The organism is Bradyrhizobium sp. WSM2254 (assembly GCF_000472645.1).
In the GTDB taxonomy this organism is placed as follows: domain Bacteria; phylum Pseudomonadota; class Alphaproteobacteria; order Rhizobiales; family Xanthobacteraceae; genus Bradyrhizobium; species Bradyrhizobium niftali.
Genome location: NZ_AXAB01000020.1, coordinates 1 through 21,612 on the forward strand (window position 1 = coordinate 1; position 21,612 = coordinate 21,612).

Annotated in this window: 20 protein-coding genes and 1 other RNA gene; 14 read left to right on the forward strand and 7 right to left on the reverse strand. The window is 65.5% G+C overall.

The annotated features are described in order from the left end of the window. Positions 1 to 414: 414 nt before the first annotated feature. Positions 415 to 615, reverse strand: coding sequence for a hypothetical protein (locus A3M7_RS50265; RefSeq protein WP_210164295.1), 201 nt, complete (start codon positions 613 to 615; stop codon positions 415 to 417). 97 nt (positions 616 to 712) lie between these two features. On the opposite strand from A3M7_RS50265, the gene A3M7_RS0114870 reads away from it, so the two are divergent. Both A3M7_RS0114870 and A3M7_RS0114875 read left to right on the forward strand, forming a co-directional pair. Beyond that, positions 713 to 1,924 carry an extensin family protein gene (locus A3M7_RS0114870; protein WP_027544642.1) on the forward strand — a complete coding sequence of 404 codons (1,212 nt, stop codon included), beginning with the start codon at positions 713 to 715 and terminating at the stop codon, positions 1,922 to 1,924. Positions 1,925 to 2,027: 103 nt separating this feature from the next. Then, positions 2,028 to 2,609 carry a histidine phosphatase family protein gene (locus A3M7_RS0114875; protein WP_027544643.1) on the forward strand — a complete coding sequence of 194 codons (582 nt, stop codon included), beginning with the start codon at positions 2,028 to 2,030 and terminating at the stop codon, positions 2,607 to 2,609. Between the two features lie 18 nt (positions 2,610 to 2,627). Here A3M7_RS0114875 and A3M7_RS0114880 read toward each other — a convergent pair whose 3' ends face one another. Then, positions 2,628 to 2,969: a DUF6665 family protein gene (locus tag A3M7_RS0114880; protein ID WP_027544644.1), complete on the reverse strand. Its 342-nt coding sequence runs from the start codon at positions 2,967 to 2,969 to the stop codon at positions 2,628 to 2,630. A gap of 54 nt (positions 2,970 to 3,023) precedes the next feature. Next, positions 3,024 to 3,659, reverse strand: coding sequence for a TetR/AcrR family transcriptional regulator (locus A3M7_RS0114885; protein ID WP_027544645.1), 636 nt, complete (start codon positions 3,657 to 3,659; stop codon positions 3,024 to 3,026). 196 nt (positions 3,660 to 3,855) lie between these two features. Here A3M7_RS0114885 and A3M7_RS0114890 point away from each other — a divergent pair, with 196 nt between their 5' ends. The 4 genes from A3M7_RS0114890 (at position 3,856) to A3M7_RS0114905 (ending at position 10,522) form a co-directional block, all read left to right on the forward strand. Next, the gene (locus A3M7_RS0114890; RefSeq protein ID WP_027544646.1) at positions 3,856 to 5,172 is read left to right on the forward strand and encodes an HlyD family secretion protein; all 1,317 of its coding nucleotides are present in this window, start codon (positions 3,856 to 3,858) and stop codon (positions 5,170 to 5,172) included. 28 nt (positions 5,173 to 5,200) lie between these two features. Beyond that, on the forward strand, positions 5,201 to 6,784 hold the full coding sequence (locus A3M7_RS0114895) for a DHA2 family efflux MFS transporter permease subunit (RefSeq protein WP_027544647.1): 1,584 nt from the start codon (positions 5,201 to 5,203) through the stop codon (positions 6,782 to 6,784). Between the two features lie 465 nt (positions 6,785 to 7,249). Continuing rightward, positions 7,250 to 9,049, forward strand: coding sequence for an ABC transporter ATP-binding protein (locus A3M7_RS0114900; protein ID WP_027544648.1), 1,800 nt, complete (start codon positions 7,250 to 7,252; stop codon positions 9,047 to 9,049). A gap of 66 nt (positions 9,050 to 9,115) precedes the next feature. Continuing rightward, positions 9,116 to 10,522 (forward strand): MATE family efflux transporter, encoded by a 1,407-nt coding sequence (locus A3M7_RS0114905; RefSeq protein WP_027544649.1) that lies wholly within the window; start codon positions 9,116 to 9,118, stop codon positions 10,520 to 10,522. A 50-nt stretch (positions 10,523 to 10,572) separates the two neighbouring features. On the opposite strand, the gene A3M7_RS0114910 is transcribed toward A3M7_RS0114905, so the two are convergent. Continuing rightward, the gene (locus A3M7_RS0114910) at positions 10,573 to 11,316 is read right to left on the reverse strand and encodes a sulfite exporter TauE/SafE family protein (protein WP_027544650.1); all 744 of its coding nucleotides are present in this window, start codon (positions 11,314 to 11,316) and stop codon (positions 10,573 to 10,575) included. A gap of 135 nt (positions 11,317 to 11,451) precedes the next feature. Next, complete coding sequence (locus tag A3M7_RS0114915) at positions 11,452 to 12,822, reverse strand: PLP-dependent aminotransferase family protein (protein ID WP_027544651.1); 1,371 nt, start codon at positions 12,820 to 12,822, stop codon at positions 11,452 to 11,454. A gap of 49 nt (positions 12,823 to 12,871) precedes the next feature. Between A3M7_RS0114915 and A3M7_RS0114920 the strand changes: the two genes are divergently transcribed. Together A3M7_RS0114920 and A3M7_RS0114925 are read left to right on the forward strand one after the other, a co-directional pair. After that, positions 12,872 to 13,330 carry a DUF983 domain-containing protein gene (locus tag A3M7_RS0114920; protein WP_084302168.1) on the forward strand — a complete coding sequence of 153 codons (459 nt, stop codon included), beginning with the start codon at positions 12,872 to 12,874 and terminating at the stop codon, positions 13,328 to 13,330. A gap of 70 nt (positions 13,331 to 13,400) precedes the next feature. After that, entirely contained in the window at positions 13,401 to 14,114 is a 714-nt protein-coding gene (locus tag A3M7_RS0114925; protein WP_027544653.1) for an alpha/beta fold hydrolase, read from the forward strand. 226 nt (positions 14,115 to 14,340) lie between these two features. On the opposite strand, the gene rnpB is transcribed toward A3M7_RS0114925, so the two are convergent. Continuing rightward, positions 14,341 to 14,821: RNase P RNA component class A (gene rnpB / locus A3M7_RS44215), an RNA gene on the reverse strand. 148 nt (positions 14,822 to 14,969) lie between these two features. Between rnpB and A3M7_RS0114930 the strand changes: the two genes are divergently transcribed. The 3 genes from A3M7_RS0114930 to A3M7_RS0114940 all read left to right on the forward strand — a co-directional run bounded on the left by A3M7_RS0114930 (position 14,970) and on the right by A3M7_RS0114940 (position 17,003). Continuing rightward, a complete protein-coding gene (locus A3M7_RS0114930) occupies positions 14,970 to 15,320 on the forward strand; it encodes a YciI family protein (RefSeq protein ID WP_027544654.1) in 351 nt (116 codons plus the stop codon). Positions 15,321 to 15,420: 100 nt separating this feature from the next. After that, complete coding sequence (locus tag A3M7_RS0114935) at positions 15,421 to 15,771, forward strand: YciI family protein (RefSeq protein ID WP_027544655.1); 351 nt, start codon at positions 15,421 to 15,423, stop codon at positions 15,769 to 15,771. Next, positions 15,768 to 17,003 carry an RNA polymerase sigma factor gene (locus A3M7_RS0114940; protein WP_027544656.1) on the forward strand — a complete coding sequence of 412 codons (1,236 nt, stop codon included), beginning with the start codon at positions 15,768 to 15,770 and terminating at the stop codon, positions 17,001 to 17,003. The genes A3M7_RS0114935 and A3M7_RS0114940 overlap by 4 nt, the downstream gene beginning before the upstream one ends. A gap of 119 nt (positions 17,004 to 17,122) precedes the next feature. Here A3M7_RS0114940 and A3M7_RS0114945 read toward each other — a convergent pair whose 3' ends face one another. After that, positions 17,123 to 17,902, reverse strand: coding sequence for an N-acetylmuramoyl-L-alanine amidase (locus A3M7_RS0114945; RefSeq protein ID WP_049823421.1), 780 nt, complete (start codon positions 17,900 to 17,902; stop codon positions 17,123 to 17,125). Positions 17,903 to 18,412: 510 nt separating this feature from the next. Between A3M7_RS0114945 and rsmH the strand changes: the two genes are divergently transcribed. Genes rsmH through A3M7_RS0114960 form a run of 3 tightly spaced genes read left to right on the forward strand, consistent with a single transcriptional unit; the run spans position 18,413 to position 21,537 of the window. Further along, a complete protein-coding gene (gene rsmH / locus A3M7_RS0114950) occupies positions 18,413 to 19,402 on the forward strand; it encodes a 16S rRNA (cytosine(1402)-N(4))-methyltransferase RsmH (RefSeq protein WP_027544658.1) in 990 nt (329 codons plus the stop codon). 3 nt (positions 19,403 to 19,405) lie between these two features. Then, positions 19,406 to 19,798, forward strand: coding sequence for a hypothetical protein (locus A3M7_RS0114955; protein ID WP_027544659.1), 393 nt, complete (start codon positions 19,406 to 19,408; stop codon positions 19,796 to 19,798). Next, positions 19,795 to 21,537 (forward strand): penicillin-binding protein 2, encoded by a 1,743-nt coding sequence (locus A3M7_RS0114960; RefSeq protein WP_027544660.1) that lies wholly within the window; start codon positions 19,795 to 19,797, stop codon positions 21,535 to 21,537. The genes A3M7_RS0114955 and A3M7_RS0114960 overlap by 4 nt, the downstream gene beginning before the upstream one ends. The last annotated feature ends 75 nt before the right edge of the window (positions 21,538 to 21,612 follow it).

A 21,612-nucleotide genomic window follows, 5' to 3' on the forward strand; every position in this document is an offset into this window, starting at 1 on the left:
GCACCGGATAGCCTGGCCGACCGGGACTCTCCTCATCCCGCAAATGGCCGATCAGCTTCTCGAACCGGTACCACTTGACCAGGCCAGCCAGCCGATCCAGCGCCGCATTGGCGCCGGCCCCCTTCGGCATCAGCGCTTCCACAAAGCTCGGCTGTCCCGTCTGCTTAACCGCCATCGCTACCCTCCAAGGCTTTGCCCTAGGGAATCACAATTGACGAATTACGCAACAGGCCCCTTGTGGGAGAGGGTGGCTTGCCGCGTAGCGGCAAGCGGGTGAGGGGTCTCTCACCGTGAGCAACACTCGCGCTTGAACTTGCGGAAGCAGACCCCTCATCCGTCGCGATACGCGCGCCACCTTCTCCTACAAGGGGAGGAGGAAGAAGAAGCAACATTCGAGGCGGTGGGCTGAAGCCGCTAGATCATGCCGAGCACGATGGCGCCGACGAAGGCCATGGCGAGGTACGCGGTGATAACGCTCAGTCTCCCGGCAAACGTCATGCCGTTGCTCCCTGGGATGTTCCGCTGAAGCATGGTCCCGCTCGCGCGCCCCTGCGCCCGGCCGACATGGTTAACAGAAAGTGTCCTTGCGAAAAAGTCAGCCTTGCTGCCGCTCATCTCCAGGAGCCACCGCACGGCCCGGGCCGGCATGGTTAAGGAAGGCTGAAATCAACACGTTGAAGAGTCTTTAAGTAAATTCACCGAACGTGCGTGCATGACGCGCGGAGTTCGTTTGTATCTCGTCGGCTCCATCGTCCTTGTTTCGCTAGCGGGTTGCGGACGCGGCTTCTTCCAGGCCGAACGCGAACCGTGGCGGGCCGAGGCGGAGGCCGCATGCCTGAAATCCGGCGCGGTCAAGGAAAGTGCGGACATCGTCCGCATCGACCCGATCTCCGGGCCCGGCAGCTGCGGTGCGGAGTTTCCGCTCAAGGTCGCCGCGATCGGCGAGCCCTCGAGCAGCTACGGCTTTGCCGACGAGGAACTGCGCCCGCCCGGCAATGTCGGCAACCAGCCGCGCTGGCCGGTGACACAGCCGCGATCGAATTATCCGCAGGGCCAGGCCTATCCGGCATCCTCTTATCCGCAACGGCCGAACTATCCCGAGAACGCGGTGCGCCAGCCGTCCGGTTATGGCGCCTCGTCCGGACCGATGTCACTGAACGCGCCCGGTGTGGCGCCGCAGGAAGACGAGATCGACCTGCCGCCCGAGGGCACCGATGCCGCGGGTGCGGCGCGCTACATGAATGCGCCGAGCTATCCGGCGCGGCAGCCCGGTCCCGCACCTTATTCGCAGGCGCCCGCGCAGCAGCCGCTGCCGCGCCTTGGTCCCGCGCAGGGCAATCCGGTTACTGCCGTCGGTCCCGTTGCGATCAGGCCGACCGCGACGCTGGCCTGTCCGATCGTGTCCGAGCTCGACCGCTGGCTCGCCGACACCGTGCAGCCCTCGGCCATGCGCTGGTTTGGCGTGCGCGTGGCCGAGATCAAGCAGATCTCCGCTTATTCCTGCCGTGGCATGAACGGCAACTCGCACGCCCACATTTCCGAGCACGCCTTCGGCAACGCGCTCGACATCTCCGCCTTCGTGCTTGCCGACGGCCGCCGTGTCACGGTGAAGGACGGCTGGCGCGGCATGCCGGAAGAGCAGGGCTTCCTGCGCGACGTGCAGTCTGGCGCGTGTACGCATTTCACCACGGTGCTCGCGCCGGGCTCGAACGTCTATCACTACGATCACATCCATGTCGATCTGATGCGCCGCGCCAGCCGCCGCCTGATCTGCCAGCCCGCCGCCGTCTCCGGCGACGAGGTCGCCGGGCGCGCGCAGCAGCGCAATCCTTACGCGGCCAGGCGCGATCCCTATGTCACCGGCTCGCTCGGAACGCGCAAGAGCACGCGGAAGCAGGAAGAGGACGATTACGCCGACGATTAGGCGGGCGCAGCTTCTCTTGTAGCCCGGATGAGCGTGGCGATATCCGGGAACAGAATTCCCGCATATCGCTTCGCTCATGCGGGCTACGATTGCGTCAATCGACATGTCCATCGTCCGCTATCTCACCCACCCGCAGGTTCAGATCGACCCTGACGTGCCTGTGCCGCAATGGGGCCTCAGCCCGATTGGTCGAACGCGCACCGAGGCGGTGGCGCACGCCGGCTGGCTCGCGAACACCACGCAGCTCATCTCAAGCGGCGAGCGCAAGGCGATCGAGACCGCCGCGATCATCGCCGGCCGGCTCGGCATCATGATCGACATCCGCGAGGCCATGCACGAGAACGACCGCTCGGCGACCGGCTTCCTGAAGCCGGCCGAATTCGAAGCGGTCGCCGATCAGTTCTTTGCGCAGCCGCATCTCAGCGTTCGCGGCTGGGAGCGTGCCTTGGATGCGCAGGCGCGCATCGTGCGCGAGGCCGAGGCGGCGCTGGCCCGCAAACGCCATGGCGATGTTCTCTTCGTCGGCCACGGCGCCGTCGGCACGTTGCTGTTCTGCCACATCGCCGGCCATCCGATCGATCGCGCCTACGATCAGCCCGCGGGTGGAGGCCACGTCTTCGCGTTCACGCGCGACGCGCGACATGTCCTGCATGGGTGGCGCAAGATGGAAGAGATCGGATCGTAGCTCTGCGCAGCCAGAAAGTCATGTCGAGGTCGCTTTCGACGGCGCGGGGACCAGCCCCATGCACAGCTGCACCTCGCCCGGGACGTTGTAGGTCCGCATGATGTGACGGCTGTCGCGCAAGCCGGATGCCTCACGTTGCACCACGAACATCCAGAGCGCCTGGCCGGCTTCCATCACCAGCTTGCGCCTGGCCGGCTGCATCGAGGCCGGCGTCCCCGAGGCTTCGTAGGCGGCGTCGAACTCGCGCAAACGCCCAAGGCTTTGTTCGAGTGCACGGCCCATCCGTCCAAGCGCTGAGGCCTGTTCCTGGACGATCTCATAATGGAGGATATCGACAGGCGGGCGAAGATCACGGGACATGGCCGCAAATATAATGCTGCGAGACCGGCATGCGCAACGCGTGGCGGCTTGCGATTACTTCGCCCGGTACGCCGCCAGGAACATCCGCGTCGCGCTGTCGACGACCTCGGTCATGCGCTCTTCCGACGGCGCGGGCGCGGCCTGGAAGACGAAGGGCAGGAAGAGTGAAGCCTTGCACAGTTCCATGAACTGCGAGGCGGCAAGATCGCAATCGTCGATCGTGAGATCGCCGGAGGCGGCATGGGTTTTGAGATAATCGGAGAGGCGGTTGATGGTCTTGTCCAGCACCCGCGCATAGTAACGGCGACCGACATCGGGCATGCGCTCGGCGATCGCCATCACGGTGCGGATCGCCGATCCGCCGCCCGGCCGGCAGAGCAGATGGATGTAGGCCCGGCCGAACTCCGTCAGCGTGGTCTCGGCGTCGCGGGCGGGATCGAAGTTGAACACGACCTGGCCGTACTGGAGCGCCTCCTGCTCGAGGATGGCTTCGAACAGCGCGCATTTGTCGGCGAAGTAAACGTAGAGCGTTCCCTTGGAGACCTGCGCCGCGCGCGCGATCTCGCCCATGCTGGCGCCGTCGAAACCGAGATCCATGAACACCTTGCGGGCCCCGTCCAGGATCTGGCGGCGTTTCGAGCTGTCCTCCTCCTGGATGACGTGCAGATGTTCGCTGGCAGCTACAACCATTGGTTCAGGGTCTCGGAAGGTTTCGGGACGAGGTGCCGAACAATGAAACGCAAATAAAGGATTCGGGCCAATAGGGTCCGACGCAGAATATTATGTATATTGACCGAACCGTTCGGTCAATGATATTTGGGATAGGCGAGGGGAACACGCCGCAGGCGGGCCGTCCTTCATCGCGCTTTTTTTTGGGGAGGCCTTTATGGCCGTATCGAGAGACCAGGCTGCGCGCGTCCTTCGCCAGGAAGCGGTGGAGACGAATTCCGCGAACGGTGACCCTGCGACCGAGACGTCCGCCGTTCTCGCCGAGCAGCTGCGCTCCCATGTTGCCGAGGAAGCCAAGCGCCGCAGCGAGGCGCCGGAGAAGCCCGTGACCGACAAGCCGGCCGCGCCGGGGGCAGACGCGCCCGCCGCCAGCGGCACGCCGAAATCCGGCAAGCGCAAATTCGTCCTGATGGGTGTCGGTCTGGTGCTGGCGCTCGCGGCAGCCAGCTATGCCGGCTATTACACGCTGGTCGGGCGTTTCTACATCGCCACCGACGACGCCTATGTCCGCGCCAACAACACCATGCTCGGCGCGCGCGTTGCCGGCCACATTTCCTCGATCCTTGCCGGCGACAACACGACGGTGCGCGCCGGCGACGTCATCTTCCGCATCGACGACGGCGACTACAAGATCGCGGTCGATGCCGCCGCGACCAGGATCGCGACCCAGCAGACCACCATCGATCGCATCGGCCGCCAGGTTGCGGCGCTCGACAGCCAGGTTGCCCAGGCCAAGGCACAGCTCGTCTCGGCCGAAGCCGGCCTCAAGCGCGCCGACCTCGATTATGAGCGCCAGCAGGCGCTGAGCAGCAAGGGCTTTGCCTCGCGCGCCACCTTCGAGAGCTCGGAAGCCGGACGCGACCAGGGCGCCGCCGCGGTCAAGGCCGCGCAGGCCGCCTATGACGTCGCCGTCAGCAACGTCGACGTCACCAAGGCGCAGCAGGCCGAAGCCCAGGCCCAGCTTGCGGAGCTCAAGACCTCGCTCGCCAAGGCCGAGCGCGATCTCGCCTTCACCGCGGTGCGCGCGCCGGTTGGCGGCACGTTCTCGAACCGCCTGGTCAGCGCCGGCGACTTCGTCGCGGTCGGCCAGCGGCTCGGCAACGTCGTGCCGCTCGACGACGTCTATATCGACGCCAACTTCAAGGAGACGCAGCTCAAGCGCATCCGTCCCGGCCAGCCGGTGACGATCAAGGTCGATGCCTATGGCATGCGCAAATTCTCCGGCGTCGTCGACAGCATCGCCGCGGGCGCGGGCTCGGTGTTCACGCTGCTGCCGCCCGACAACGCCACCGGCAACTTCACCAAGATCGTGCAGCGCGTGCCGGTCCGCATCCGCGTGCCGAAGTCGGTGGCGAAGCAGAACCTGCTCCGCGCCGGCATGTCGGTCTACGCGACCGTCGACACCAACAGGGGCGCGGCCGACGCCGACAGCGAGGTCGACCTCGACGATCCCACCATGATCCATCCGCAGTAGGCGCACTCGAGCGCTGCGAGGTCAGACCATGGCGAACGCCACGACTGCTTCACCTGCCATGATGGCGGCCCCCGCTTCGGAGCGCATCGCGCCGAAGCGGCTGTTCGCCTTCATCATCATGGTGTTCGGGATGTTCATGTCGATCCTGGACATCCAGATCGTCTCGGCATCCCTCAGCGAAATCCAGGCCGGCCTGTCGGCGAGCTCCAGCGAAGTCTCCTGGGTCCAGACCGCCTATCTGATCGCCGAAGTCATCGCGATCCCGCTGTCGGGCTTCCTGTCGCGCGCCTTCGGCACGCGGCTGTTGTTCGCGATCTCGGCCGCGGGCTTCACCGCCTCGAGCCTGCTCTGCGGCTTCGCCACCACCATCGAGGAGATGATCCTCTGGCGCGCGCTCCAGGGCTTTCTCGGCGCCGGCATGATCCCGACCGTGTTCGCCTCGGCCTACACCGTGTTCCCGCGCTCCAAATTCCACATCGTCGGTCCCATCATCGGGCTTGTTGCGACGTTGGCCCCCACGATCGGGCCGACGGTCGGCGGCTACATCACCGACCTGATGTCGTGGAACTGGCTGTTCTTCATCAACGTCGTGCCCGGCATCGCCATTACCTTGGGCGTGCTGGCGCTGGTCGATTTCGACGAGCCGCATTTCGAATTGCTCGATCGTTTCGACTGGTGGGGCCTGCTGTTCATGGCCGGCTTCCTCGGCACGCTGGAATACGTGCTGGAGGAAGGCCCGCAATATGAATGGCTGCAGGACACGACAGTGGCGATCTGCGCCGCGGTGTGCGCGGTATCGGCGATCGCCTTCTTCTGGCGCGTCTTCACTGCGGCCGAGCCGATCGTCAACCTGCGCACCTTCTCCAACCGCAACTTTGCGGTCGGCTGCGTGCTCCAATTCTGCATCGGCATCGGCCTCTACGGCCTGACCTACATCTACCCGCGCTATCTCGCCGAGGTGCGCGGCTACAGCGCGCTGATGATCGGCGAGACCATGTTCGTGTCGGGCATCACCATGTTCCTTGTCGCGCCGCTGGTCGGCCGGCTGATGGTGAAGATCGACATGCGCTACATGATCGCCTTCGGCCTCGTCGTGTTCGCGATCGGCTCCTACCAGATGACCTGGATCACGCGCGACTACGATTTCTACGAGCTGCTGGTGCCGCAGATCCTGCGCGGCGTCGGCATGATGTTCGCGATGGTGCCGACCAACAACATCGCGCTCGGCACGCTGGCGCCCGACAGGGTGAAGAACGCAAGCGGCCTGTTCAACCTGATGCGCAATCTCGGCGGCGCGGTCGGGCTCGCCGTCATCAACACCGTGCTCAACAACCGCACCGACCTGCACATCACCCGCCTCCAGGAGCGCGTGACCTGGGGCAATGCGACCGCGACCGAAACCCTGACCATGTTCATGCAGAAGTTTCAGGGGCTCGGCGATTCCACGCTGATGGCGATGAAGCAGCTCTCGCAGCTGGTGCACCGCCAGGCCGTGGTGATGAGCTTTGGCGACGCCTTCTTCATGCTGACGCTGTTCTATCTCGGCCTCAGCCTGCTGGTCACGCTGCTGAACAAGCCGGCCTCGCTGACCGGCGGCGGCGACGCGCACTGACGCCACGCACGCTGTCGTCGCCCGGCTTGACCGGGCGATCCAGTATTCCGGGAGAGTAGTGGTTGAGCCGAGAAGCCGCGGCGTACTGGATGCCCCGGTCAAGCCGGGGCATGACAGCGGAGTGCGCGGCCCCCGAACCAAATTGCAACACTCGTTCGTGATCTCGCGCGCGCCCCGTTGCAAACTGCAAACGACACATCTATAAAGCGCACCTCATTCAATCGAACCGGGAGGGATTTGCATGATTTCGTCGCATTCGCAGATCGTTCGCCCGCGTTCGATGTTCTGGTTCGGTATGTCGGCGGCCTGTTAGAGGCCTCTTCCGCCAGATTCGATCGGGTCACGAGTCCCGATCGCCCACTTCCCCAAGTCAAAATCACCTGTGAGTGACGCCGTCTGCCCTTCGTGGCCGACTTGCGTCCGTTGATGGAGCCGGCCCGCGCCAAAAAGCGGCTGGATGATGTCATGACCTCTCTCTCGAAAAGGCCCGCGGCGATACGCGTGGTGTTGCCCTTCGTGTTCCGGCACTGGCTGAACCAGCCCGGTCGCGGCCTGATCGTGGCCGGTGGCCTGCTGGGCGCGACCGTCGCCGACCTGTTCATGCCGGTCTTCTCCGGGCATCTGGTTGATGCGCTGACACGTGGCCCGTCCGATCCTGACGCGCGCCACGCGGCGCTGGTTGCGTTCGGCGCCATCGTGGCGCTCGGTGCGGCCTCCGTGGTGCTGAGGTTGATCGGTCTCCAGGCGATCGTCCCGTTTACGCTGAAGATCATGTCGGATGTCGCCCAGGGCGCCTTCACGCGCGTGCAGCGCTTCTCGACCGACTGGCATGCCAACTCCTTTGCCGGCTCCACGGTACGCAAGATCACCCGCGGCATGTGGGCGCTCGACCTGCTGAACGACACCATCCTGATGGCGTTGGCGCCGTCTCTGCTGGTGTTGATCGGCTCCATGGTCCTGATCGGCCTGCACTGGGCCTCGCTCGGCGCGGTGATCGCGGTGGGAGCGCTTTTCTACGTCGCCATCACCGTGCTGTTCTCGACGCGCTACATCGCGCCGGCCGCGCGCATCTCCAACGCCTGGGACACCAAGGTCGGCGGCACGCTGGCGGATGCGCTGACCTGCAACGCCGTGGTGAAATCCTTCGGCGCGGAAGCGCGGGAGGATACGCGGCTCGCCCGCGTCATCAACCGCTGGCGCGCGCGCGTGCGGCGGACCTGGTTTCGCTACAACTACACGGCGATGGCGCAGCTCTCGCTGCTGCTGGCCTTGCGTGCCTCCGTGATCGGCGGCTCGGTGCTGCTGTGGATGTCCGGGCACGCCTCGCCCGGCGACGTCACCTATGTGCTGACGAGCTACTACGTCATCCACGCATATCTGCGTGACGTCGGCATGCACATCAACAATCTCCAGCGCTCGGTCAACGACATGGACGTACTGGTGGCGATCCATGACGAGCCGATCGGGATTGTCGATGCGCCGGACGCGCGGCCGATCGCGATCGAGGGCGGCGAGATCGTGTTCGACGACGTCACGTTCCACTATGGCGGCCATCGCGAGCCGCTGTACGACGGCCTGTCGGTCACGATCCGCGCCGGCGAACGGGTCGGCCTGGTCGGCCGCTCCGGCTCCGGCAAGACCACCTTCGTCAAGCTGGTGCAGCGGCTCTACGACGTCAGCGATGGCCGCGTGCTGATCGACGGCCAGGACATCGCAAAGGCCACGCAGCAATCGCTGCGCAGCCAGATCGCGATCGTGCAGCAGGAGCCGATCCTGTTTCACCGCTCGCTCGCCGAGAACATCGCCTATGGCCGGCCCGGCGCCAGCCTGGAGGCGATCGAGCAGGCGGCGCGGCTGGCCAATGCGCACGACTTCATCCTGCGTCTGCCCAAGGGGTACGGCACGCTCGTCGGCGAGCGCGGCGTGAAGCTGTCGGGCGGCGAGCGGCAGCGCGTGGCGCTGGCGCGTGCCTTCCTGGCGGACGCGCCGGTGCTGATCCTGGACGAGGCGACGTCGAGCCTCGATTCGGAATCGGAGGCGCTGATCCAGCAGGCGATGGAGCGGCTGATGAAGGGACGCACCTCGATCGTGATCGCGCACCGGCTGTCGACGGTGCGCAGTCTCGATCGGATCCTGGTGTTCGACCGCGGCGAGATCGTCGAGCAGGGCACCCACGCCGTGCTCGCGGGCAAGCCAGGGGGCATCTATCGCGGCCTGTTCGAGCGCCAGGTGGTGGACCTCGGACGCCTGGCAGCAGCGGAATGATGCGCAGCCTGCGGACGGAGGAGAGCGTCCGCAAGCTACGAAGGATTAGGGCAGGGATGGACTGAAATGAAAGACCTGACGCGCGGCTCCATCGTGGGCCACATCCTGAGCATGGCGCCACCGATCGTGGTTGGCATGATCACGATCATGATCTGCCAGCTCGTCGACCTCTACTTCGTCTCGAGCCTGGGCGAGGCCGCGATCGCGGGCGTCGCCGCGGCCGGCAACGCCGGCTTTCTCGTCAATGCCTTGATGCAGGTGCTCGGCGTCGGCACGGTTGCGTTGATGGCGCATGCGGTGGGCCGCAAGGACCGTGGCGATGCCAATCTGGTGTTCAACCAGTCGGTCGTCCTGTCGGTGCTGTTCGGGCTGCTGACACTGGTTGCGGGTTTCGCGCTGTCGCGTCCCTATATGCGCGCGGTCGCGGCCGACAAGGCAACGGTCGAAGCCGGCACCGTCTATCTGCTCTGGTTCATGCCAGCGCTGGCGCTGCAATTCGCGACGCAAGTGATGGCATCCGCATTGCGGGCAACCGGCATCGTGCGGCCGAGCATGCTGGTGCAGGCGCTCGCGGTGGGCATCAACATTGCGCTGGCGCCGGTCCTGATCTCGGGCTGGGGCACCGGGCATCCGCTCGGTGTCGCCGGGGCAGGCCTCGCAAGCTCGATCGCCGTCTTCGTCGGCGTGCTGATGCTGCTCGCGTATTTCCTGAAACTGGAGCGCTACGTCGCCTTTCATCCTGCGCAATGGCGGCCGCAGCTTCGGCAGTGGAGGAGAATCCTCAATGTTGGCCTGCCGGCCGGCGGCGAGTTCGCGATGGTCTTCATCATCATGGCCGTGGGCTATTATGTGCTGAGCGTTTTCGGACCGGCGGCGCAGGCCGGATTTGGTATCGGCACGCGTCTGCTCGGCCTGATCCAGATGCCTGCGCTCGCCATTGCGCTGGCTGCGGGGCCCATCGCCGGCCAGAACTTCGGCGCCGGCAATGGCGCGCGCGTGCGGGAGACCTTTGTCAAGGCGGCGCTTGTCGCGACCGCGGTGATGATTGTCTTCCTGATCCTCGCGCAACTCGCGCCAGGTCTGTTGCTTGCCGGCTTCTCGAGTGATCGGGAAACGATGGCGGTCGCGTCGCTCTTCCTGCGCATCGTCTCGTTCAACATGGTGGCGCAGGGGCTGATCTTCACCACCTCCAGCATGTTCCAGGGGCTCGGCAACACCAAGCCCGTGCTGGTGACCTCGGCAATGCGGGTCCTCACCTATTCCCTACCGTCGATCTGGCTCTCGACGTGGCCGGGCTTTCGGATGGAGCACGTCTGGTATTTGTCGATCGCGACAACGACGCTTCAGGCCGCGTTGAGCGTGTGGTTGCTACACCGCGAATTCGGCAAGCGCCTGACTCCGCTTCGACACGCCGGGGTTCCGGAGCAGGTGGAGGCTGAGCCTGAAGCGCCTCCTGCGCGCTTGCCGGCATAGCGACGGCCTGGTCCTGCCGCGACAAGGACGCATGTTCGTTGGCGCGCGCGTCAGTGCGCACCAAAGCTGTTCCAGACGAGGCCGAGCCCCGACAGGAACAGCAGACCGAGCACGACATCGCCAAAGTGCTTGTCGCTCAGCGCGTGATAGACGCGTGCGCCGGCCCATGCGCCGATCAACGTGCCGGGAAACGCGACCAGCGCGAGCCAGACCACCTTGAACGCGACGAGGCCGGATGCCGTCTGCAACACCAGCGCGGTCGCGAGCACCGTGAAATTGAAGAGCTGGAAGATGCCGCGCCGCTCGTGCTTGTTCCAGCCGCGAATGTTGGCCCACAGGATCGGCAGCGGTCCGGACAGTCCCGCAAGTCCGCCCAGAATGCCGCCGGCAAAACCGATCGCGCCGTCGGCGATGCGGCCGCCGAACGTGATCGCGAGCGGCCTCTTGTTCAGATAGAGGGCGCTCGAGAAGATCAGCAGCAGCACGCCGATGCTCAGCTTGAACACCTTTGGATCGGCCGAGGCGACCATCATGGTCCCGAGCGGCACGCCGATCAGCCCGCCGATCAGGAACGGCCAGACCAGCGAGAGGTCAAAACTCTTCCACATCGACGGCAGCGTCGAGGTCTGCGCGATCACCGAGCAGATCAGCACCAGGGGCACCGCGAGCGAGGGCGGCAGCACGTAGAGCCAGATGCCGAGCGCCATCAGCGCCGTGCCGAACCCGGCCAGGCCCGAGACGAAGCCGCCGGCCAATGCGCCGAGCGGCAGCAGCGCGTAAGCGTAGGTTTCCAACGGATTGTCCTTGTCGCCACCGGCGATCCCGAATTGTCGATCGCCACCGCCCGCATAGCACGGCTGCGGCCGTGCAGGTCAATCCATCCTGCACGCAGGCGTGGTCTGCGGCGTCGGGCTTTTCCGGATCATGCTCTAGACGATCTGCCTGATGTCGGCGGGCTTGTGCAGCGCGCCGACGAGGATGCGCAGTGCTTCGGTCAATTCCGCCCTGTTGCGTGCCGCGCCCAGCGAGACACGGGCCGCATGCGGCGGCGTCCCGTCGACGGTGAAGGCATCGCCGGCCACGACCGCGAGACCATTCCGAAGCAGATGCGCCGCGACATCGGGGCGGCCCTCCGGCAGACGCAGCCACAGATGATGGGCGGCAGGCTTGGCCAGGAATTGAAAGCCTTTCAGTGCGCGCTGCGCGAGTTGCTGGCGGCCCACCGCCTCGTTGCGAATGGCGGTGATGATGCGATCGGCGATGCCGGTCTCGAGCCAATGCGTCACCAGCGCAACCATCAGCGGCGCCGGCATCTGCACGGTGGCCTGCAAATAGGAACGCATTTCCTGCTGCGCGGCGTTGTCGGGGGCCACGAGATAAGCGACCCGCAGTGCCGGTGCGATGCATTTTGACAGCGTGGTGGCGAGATACGTCCGCTCCGGAATGAGGTTGGCGATCGGTGCTGCCGAGCGGTCGAGCAGCCCGTAGGCGTCGTCCTCGATCAGCGTGGTGTCGGCATCGCGGATGATCCTTGCGATCGCGCCGCGCCGCTCGGCGGAAAGTGTCGCCGTGGTCGGATTGTGCAGCGTCGGGATGAGGTAGACGGCCTTCGGTCCGTGCGCGCGGCAGGCCTTTGCGAGCGCACCGGGCAGGATGCCGCCGTCATCCATGGCGACGCTGACGAGCTTGATGCCGAGCCGTGCCGCGGCGGCCTTGATGCCGGGGAAGGTGAGCGCTTCCGTGAGCACGACGTCGCCGGGCCGCGCGAGATGGGCGAGCAGGTTGAACAGAATGGTTTGCGTGCCGGGAAAGATCACGAGCCGGTCGGCGTGCGCGTGCGGAACGCGCGCGCGCATCCACCGCGCCGCGACCTCGCGCTCATGCGCGCTGCCGCCGGGCGGCTGGTAGTTCAGGAACGCGGTCAACCCCGATTGCGCGCGGATGGCTTCCATCCCGGCGATGATGCGCTCGTCGAGCTGCGCCTCCAGGGGATGCGGCGGCACGTTCATCGAAAGGTCGATCGCAACGGGATGCGGCAAGTCGACCGCGCGGCGCGCGCTGGTCTCCGACACGAACGAGCCCTGGCCGACGCGGGCCTCCAGAATCCCGCGGCGCCGCGCCTCGGTGTAGGCGCGCGTCACCGTGGTGAGGTCGATGGCGAGCGCTTTGGCGAGTGCGCGCTGCGTCGGCAGCTGCTGGCCGCGCACCAGCCGGCCGGCTGCGATGTCGGCCTCCATGGCATCGACGATGCGCTGGTAGCGCGGCCCGCTCAGTTCGGAGATTGTAGGGGTCCAATCCATGCAATTTAGGCTCATATCCTTTGAATGTATGGATACAAGATAGTATTGTATGGATCATCAGAACGGAAGAGGTGTCGTCATGGCGACCGGTTCGATTTCTCTTGCAAAGGCGATGTGGCGCGGTTTTCGCGGCAAGTGCCCGAACTGCGGCGAAGGACATATGTTCGGACGCTTCCTGAAAGTGGCGGAGGCTTGCGACCATTGCGGCGAGGAGCTGTTCCATCAGCGCGCCGATGACTTTCCGGCCTATCTCGTCATGGTCGTGGTCGGCCATCTCGTGGTCCCGGCGATCCTCGCAGTCGAGACCGCCTATGCCCCGCCGGTCTGGCTGCAACTGGCCGTGTGGCTGCCGGTGACGCTGTTCGCTTCGCTTGCGTTGCTGCAACCGACCAAAGGCGCCATCGTCGGCCTGCAATGGCAGCTCGGCATGCATGGCTTCGAGGCTGGCAAGTTGCGGCGCGAGGCCGGTGCGCTCGTCCTCGCAAAAGTGAATACGCGCGCGGCGTGAGCGGATAGCGTTTACATCGCGCGCGCTGCCGCTACACTCCATCGTACAAACAAGAACGATGGAAACGCCAATGGCCGCACGTTCGAAGACCTTCCTGCTCTGTCACGGCGCGTGGTCCGGCGGATGGGCCTGGAAGAAGATGCATCCGCTGATGGCGCAGGCGGGCCACCGCCTGGTCGCGCCGACCTACACCGGGCTCGGCGAGCGTTCGCATCTGGCAAGTCCCGCGATCGATCTCGACACGCACATCCAGGACATCCTCAACGTCATCGCCTTCGAGGACCTCAGCGACATCGTGCTGCTCGGCCACAGCTATGGCGGCATGGTCGCGACCGGCGTTGCCGACCGCGCACGCGAGCGCGTGACGCAACTGATCTATCTCGATGCCTTCGTGCCGCGCGACGGCCAGTCGCTGTTCGATCTCAACGAGAGCGGGCGCGAGCCGATGCGCAAGGCGGCCGCCGCCGGCGATGGCTACCGCATCCCGCCGAACCCGCCGCCATCAGATACGCCGCAAGCCGATCTCGACTGGCTCAACGCGCGCCGGGTTGCCATGCCGGTCAAATGTTTCGAGACGAAGCTGAAACTTGGGCACGGCGAATCTGCAATGCCACGCAGCTACATCTATTGCACGCGCACTCCGCCGGGCGATGTGTTCGGGCAGTTCGCGAAGCGTACGAAGAGCGAGGAGGGCTGGCGCTATTTCGAGCTCGACGCGAGTCATGCGCCGAACGTGACGGGGCCGGGGGCGCTGATGGGTGTGTTGAACGAGATCGTCGCCTGACCCACAGCCGTCATTCGGGGGCTCGCGAAGCGAGAACCCGGAATCCATTCCTCCACCAACTCTGCGGCTCGATGGATTCCGGGTTCGTGCTGCGCACGCCCCGGAATGACAGCAGCAAAAATGGTGAGGGGTCCGATGCGGTGAGCATCGAACCCCTCGTCACGTCTTAGTAAGACGCGTTTTCTTCACGCGAACCGGAAAACCACTTCGCTCGAAAACGCTTTAGAATATCAGCCGGCCTGTAAGCCGGGTTCTGTAGGGCACCGTCCGCTTGCGCGAACGATACGTGACGGCCATTCCTCTGGGGCCATGTTTGCACATGGCCTCGAGCAACCTACCCGGACGGCGGGCCTGACATCGCCCCGCGGCGTTATCGCTTGCGCGATCGGCCCGCATTCGCCGTCCCTATTCGGTTTTGCTCCCGGTGGGGTTTACCATGCCGGCTCCGTTGCCGGACCCGCGGTGCGCTCTTACCGCACCTTTTCACCCTTACCTGCCTACGCAGCTTGCGCTGCTACGGCACGGCAGGCCCGAGGGCTTGCCGCGCCAAAGCCCCGAAGGGGCGACGGCGGGCGGTTCGTTCTCTGTGGCACTTTCCCTGGGGTTGCCCCCGCCGGACGTTATCCGGCACCGTATGTCAAGGGAGCCCGGACTTTCCTCCCCGGCGGCCTTTCGACCGTTGCCGGAGCGGCCGTCCGGCCGACTGACGGCCTAGGCATGGGCATTTGTGACGGTTTCGTCAAGCCGAGATCGTCGCGCACGCGATCTGCAAATAATTTATCCTGAAGATGTCGTTGGGCGTGGGCCCGGTTCGACTGGATGCCGGCGATCCAGCCGAGCAACAGGAGTTAAGTGATGCAGTATCTGCTGCTGATTTACCGGAACGAAGCTCAACAGAGCAAGATGGACCCTGCGGATTACCAGAAGCTGTTGGCGGAGTATTCCGCCTACACCCAGTCCATCGTCCAGAGCGGCAACTTCAAGGCCGGCGACGGGCTTCAGCCGACCTCGACTGCGACGACCGTTCGCGTTCGCGACGGCAAGATACTCGCGACCGACGGTCCCTTCGCCGAGACCCGCGAGCAGCTCGGCGGCTATTATCTCGTCGAAGCGAGAGATCTCGACGCCGCGATCGCAATGGCGGCGCGGATTCCCGGAGCCAGGGACGGATCGATCGAAGTCAGGCCCGTCATGATCTACAAATGATCTCGTCCGCTGATATCGAATAATTATCCCGAGGATGTCGTTTGATGTTGGCCCCGTTCGACTGGATGTCGGCAATCAAGCCGAACAACAGGAGTAAGCCATGCAGTACCTGCTGCTGATCTACCGGAGCGAAGCGGAACTGAGCAAGATGACCCCCGCCGACCGTCAGGCGATGTCGGCGGAGTACGGCACTTATACGCAGGCCATCGTCCAGAGCGGCCATTTCAAGGCCGGCGACGGGCTTCAGCCGACTACGACCGCGACCACCGTGCGCGTCCGCGAGGGCAAGACCCTGACCACCGACGGTCCGTTCGCCGAGACCCGCGAACAACTCGGCGGCTACTATCTGGTCGAGGCCAAGGATCTCGACACCGCCATTGGGCTGGCCGCGCGGATTCCCGGGGCCAAGGAGGGATCCATCGAGGTCAGGCCGGTCATGATCTACAAGTGATCTTTTCTGCCGACATCGCTCGGATTTTTCGCGACGAGGCGGGGCGGGTGCTTGCCACGCTGATCCGCCTCGTCGGCGATTTCGATCTCGCCGAGGACGCACTCCAGGATGCCTTCGCGGTCGCGCTCGAACGCTGGTCGGCGGGCGAAGTGCCCGATAATCCGCGCGCCTGGCTCGTCAATGTCGGTCGCAACAAGGCGATCGACCGCATCCGGCGGCTGGCCGTGTTCCGCGGCAAGCAGCAGGCGCTCGTGCATGAGCTCGAGCTCAACGCGCAGGCGCCCGACGAGCCGCCGGCGACGCTTGATGACGATATGCTGCGGCTGATCTTCACGTGCTGCCATCCAGCCTTCGCCATCGAGGTCCAGGTCGCGCTGACGCTGCGCACCGTCTGCGGGCTGTCCATGGCGCAGGTCGCGCGCGCCTTCCTCGTCGGCGAGGAGGCGATGGCGCAGCGCCTCGTCCGCGCCAAGCAGAAGATCAGGCTCGCCGGCATTCCTTATGAAGTGCCCGAGCACGCCGCGCTGGCGCCGCGGCTCAACGGCGTGCTCGCCGTGATCTATCTCGTCTTCACCGAAGGCTATGTTGCGACCTCGGGCGCGGATTTGATGCGGCCCGATCTCGCGGTCGAAGCGATCAGGCTCGGCCGGTTGCTCGACCGGCTGATGCCCGACCGCGCCGGGATCAAGGGTCTGCTCGCCTTGATGCTGCTGCACGATGCGCGCCGCGCCGGGCGCGAGACTGCGGCCGGCGACATTGTGCTGCTGGAAGAGCAGGACCGCACGCTCTGGGATCGCGCACAGATCGACGAAGGGCTGCGCCTCGTGGACGACGCGCTGCACATACCCGGCCGGCCGCAACCCTATGCGGTGCAGGCCGCGATCGCCGCGCTGCATGCGCGCGCGCCGAGCTTTGAAGAGACCGACTGGCCGCAGATCGCCGGGCTCTACGAGGTGCTGTTGCGCATCAGCCCTTCGCCGGTGATCGAGCTCAACCACGCCGCCGCAATCTCGATGGTCGACGGCCCGGCGCGCGCGCTCGATCTCGTCGATGCGATCACCGCGCGCGGCGGGCTTGGCGGCTACGAGCTGCTGCCCGCGGTGCGCGCGGATCTGTTGCGACGGCTCGGGCGCAAGGACGAGGCGGTGGAGGCGTATGTCGCGGCGACGGAGGCAACGCAGCTGGAGCCGCTGCGCCGGCTCTATGCGCGGCGGGTGAGGGAGATGGAGTAGTAGCCGCACCCTCCGTCATTGCGAGGAGCACTTGCGACGAAGCAATCCAGGCTGTTCCCGCGGAGACAGTCTGGATTGCTTCGCTGCGCTCGCAATGACGGAGTGTGTGACTTACGCCGTCACTTCGACGCGACCGCCGTCCCGTCCGGCAAGCTCGCCAGCAGCGCCTGCAAGGTCGACAGCGTGGAATGATCCGCAACCCCATCCAGCCGCGCCGGGCGGAAATGGCGCTGGAAGGCGGTGACGACTTCCATGGTCGCGGCATCGTATTTGCCGGTCAGCGGCACGCCATAACCGTATCGCGCCAGCGCCTGCTGCAGGCTCAGCACCTCGTCGCTGATGGTGCCGAGCATCAGGCTCTCGCCGCGCACGACGGGCGTGGGCGTGACCCAGTGGCCGACGCCGGAATTGGCCAGCGAATGCCACGGAAATTTCTCGCCGGGATCCTTCTTGCGCGCGGGCGCGACGTCGGAATGGCCGAGCACGCGGTGCGCCGCCACCTTGCGGCGGAGCATGATGCCGCGGCACAGCGCGATCACGGCGGCGATCTGGCGCAGCGGAAACTCCGGATAGCCCCAGTCGTGGCCGCGATTGACGATCTCGATGCCGATCGAGCAGGAGTTGACGTCGTCCTCGCCGGCCCAGGACGAGACGCCGGCGTGCCAGGCGCGCCTCGCCTCGGGCACGCATTGCACGATGCGGCCGTCCTCGAGCACGACATAATGCGCCGACACTTCGGTGCCCGCCGTGCACAGCCGCGCCAGCGCGCCCTCGACATCGGGCATGCCGGTGTAGTGCAGCACGATCATGTCCGCCTGCCGTCCCTTGGCGCGTTCGCCATGGTTCGGCGAAGGGATGATGTCGGAGACGATCGAGGAATCCGGCTCGAACGTCCGCATATTCGCCGCGGCCTTGGGAACCGGGAGAACGCGTTGGCGCTTCGAATCAGATCCAGATGGCGTGGACGAACCGGACGACATAAACAGCTCAAGTCGGAACAGGAGAGGGCCAAGCCTTTCTCTTTACTATTCCTTTACCCTCCGCCGTGCGCAATCGCGCGTCGCGGTTAACGGATGCATTTTGGCCGGGTGTGTGGATGAGGCATCACTGCCGCTTCACCTTTTCGACTTGTAACGGGCCGATCAACGCTTTCTTAACGCTAAGGGCCGTTACTGAGAGATGAAGTGCCGACCCGCGTCCGGAGGCGGCCAAAGCGTATTTTGGCTCGAAATCCCATGGCTGCCCGACAATTTCCACTGGGAACACTGGGTTGGCGGCCCGGGACGACCGGGCTCGGTAATCATGCTGGACAAGGGTTGGGTCGTGGAACCGCCGCGACGCGGAATCATTCGAGGCGTTATGGGCTGGCTCGCCCCGGATCTGGCTTGGTTGTTCGGCAGGCGTGGCGCATGAGTTCCGCTCCTCACATTCCCGTGCTCGGTCGCGAGGCCGTCGATCATCTCGCGCCGCGCGAGGGCGGGATCTATATCGACGCCACCTTCGGCGCCGGCGGCTATAGCCGCGCCATCCTCGACGTGCCTGGAACCCGACTCATCGCCATTGACCGCGACCGCACCGCAATCGCTGGCGGCGCCGAACTGGTCGAGCGCTCTGCCGGTAGGCTGACACTGGTCGAGGACCGCTTCTCCAATCTCGCCGCAGTCTGTGCGGCACAAGGCATCGAAGCCGTGGACGGCGTCGTGATGGACGTCGGGGTGTCCTCGATGCAGCTCGACCAGGCCGGCCGCGGCTTCTCGTTTCGCCTCGACGGTCCGCTCGACATGCGAATGGGGCAGGCGGGACCGACGGCGGCCGATGTGGTCGCGCGCGCCTCGGAAGGCGATCTCGCCGACATCATCTATCTCTTCGGCGAGGAGCGGCAGTCGCGCCGCATCGCCCGCGCCATTTTCGCGGACCGGCAGGAGACGCCGTTCACGACCACGCGCGCGCTCGCCGACCTCGTCGGCAGGGTGGTTCGCTCCAAGCCTGGCGACATTCATCCCGCGACACGGACGTTCCAGGCCTTGCGCATCTTCGTCAACGAGGAGCTCGAGGAACTCCAGACCGCGCTCGCTGCGGCCGAGCGCGTGCTCAAGCCCGGCGGGCGCCTCGTGGTCGTCTCGTTCCATTCGCTGGAAGACCGTATCGTCAAGAATTTCCTCGCCGAGCGGTCCAAGACCGGCGGCGGCTCGCGGCACCTGCCGGAAGTCGCGCAAACCGCGCCAAGCTTTCAGCTCCTGACGCGGCGGCCCGTCGTCGCCGGTGAGGACGAAGTTGCGCATAACCCGCGCGCGCGTTCGGCAAAACTGCGCGCCGCGGAGCGCACCTCGGCGCCGGCGCACAAGGACGACGAGTCCTCGTCCTGGCCAAGACTCTCCGACGTGATGAGGGGAGGCTAGCGCATGCGCTTCATTCACCTCCTCGTCATCGGCGCGCTGATCTTCGCGGCGGCCTATGTCTACCGGATCAAGATGGACTCTACCGCGCGCACGGAGAAGGTGCTGCGGCTGCATCAGGAGATCCGCGAGCAGCGCGATGCGATCGCCTCGCTCCGCTCCGAATGGGCCAAGCTCGATGCGCCCCTGCGCCTGCAGGGCCTGTCCGAGCGGCACCTGCCGCTCAAGCCGGTCAACGGCACGCAATATGACTCGCTGAAGAACCTGCCCGAGCGTCCGCCGCGGATGTTCAGGCCCGGCGAGCCCGACCCGATCGGGGCCATGCTCAACACCATCGAAGCCGCGAGCGACCCCGACACCGTGACGGGCTCCGTGCCTCAGCCCGAGGACAAGCGATGAGCGCCGTGACTCCGGCCAAACCGACCGAACCCTGGCGGCAGCGGCTGATCCGCAGCCTGCTCTACGGGCGCAATGTCGACCGCGCCGCGAAGGCGCGCGCGCGCGTCGGACTGGCGATGCTCGCCTTCGCCTCGGTCTACGTCCTGATCGGCGGCCGGCTCGTGATGTTCGCGATCGGTGCCGACGCCCACAGTGCGCGCCGTGCGGCGTCGCAGGAGGTGGTTGCGACGGCGCGGCCCGACATCGTCGACCGCAACGGCGCCATACTGGCGACCGACGTCAAGGCGGCGAGCCTGTTCGGCGAGCCGCGCCGCATCATCGACAAGGACGAGGCGATCGAGCTCCTGACCGCGACCGTGCCCGACCTCGACGAGGCCGAGGTGCGCGAGCGCCTGAAGACACGCAAGGGCTTCGTCTGGCTCAAGCGCGAGATCACGCCGAAGCAGCAGCAGGATATCCACAAGCTCGGCATTCCCGGCATCGGCTTCCTGCGCGAGAACAAGCGCGTCTATCCGACCGGCAACGAGGTCGCCCACCTCATCGGTCTCGTCAATATCGACAACCAGGGCATTGCCGGCATGGAGAAGTGGCTCGACAACCAAGGGCTCGCCGATCTCCACCGCGCGGGCTTTGCCACCGACCGCCTGCAAAAGCCGATCGAGCTCTCGGTCGATCTGCGCGTCGAGCACGCGCTGCGCGACGAGCTCTTGAAGGCCAAGGAGAAGTTCCACACCAAAGCCGCCTCCGGCATCGTCTCCAACGTCAAGACCGGCGAGATCGTGGCGATGGTCTCGCTTCCGGACTTCGACCCGAACAATCCGAAGGAAGCGCACGATCCCGACCGCATCAATCGCCTGACCACAGGCGTCTACGAGATGGGATCGACGTTCAAGGCGTTCACGCTGGCGATGGCGCTCGATTCCGGAAAGATCAATCTGAACTCGTCGTGGGATGCGCGCGGAAACCTGCACTACGGCAAGTTCACCATCCACGACAGCCATCCGCTCGGACGCTTCATCAACACCAAGGAAGTGTTCACCTACTCGTCCAACATCGGCGCCGCACGGATCGCGCTCGGCCAGGGCGTCGAGGCGCACAAGGCGTTCCTCGCCAAGATGGGCCAGATGACGCGGCTGCGCACCGAGCTGCCGGAGAGCGCAGCTCCGCTCATTCCGCGCCGCTGGAGCGAGCTGAACACGGTCACCGCCGCGTTCGGCCAGGGCCTGTCGGTCGCGCCGCTGCAGGCGGTGATGGGCATCAACGCGCTGGTGAACGGCGGCTATTTGATTCCGCCGACCTTCATGAAGCGCAGCGAAGCGGAAGCGGCGGCGATGGCCAAGCGCGTGATCAAGCAGGACACCAGCGACAAGATGCGGTTCCTGATGCGGCTCAACGCCGAGATCGGTACCGCCAAGACCGCGGACGTCAAGGGCTACTATGTCGGCGGCAAGACCGGCACGTCCGAGAAGGTCATCAACGGCCGCTATGCCAAGAAGCGCGTGCTCAACTCCTTCACCGCGATCATGCCCTGCGACGATCCGAAATATCAGATCCTGATCATGCTGGACGAGCCGCAGGCGATCCCTGAAACGAAGGGTTTCATCACCTCGGGCTGGAACGCGGTGCCGACCGGCGGCAAGGTGATCGAGCGGATCGCGCCGCTCCTGGGCGTCGAGCCGCGGTTCGACCTGCCGCCGTCCGAGCGCCTTATTCTTGCAGCATCCAGGACAACCCAGTAATCAACCGGGTAGGCCATCGCCGGTGCTGAGTCGGGAGTTTCCGGCGATTCGGCTTTCCGGCATGTCGACTGGACG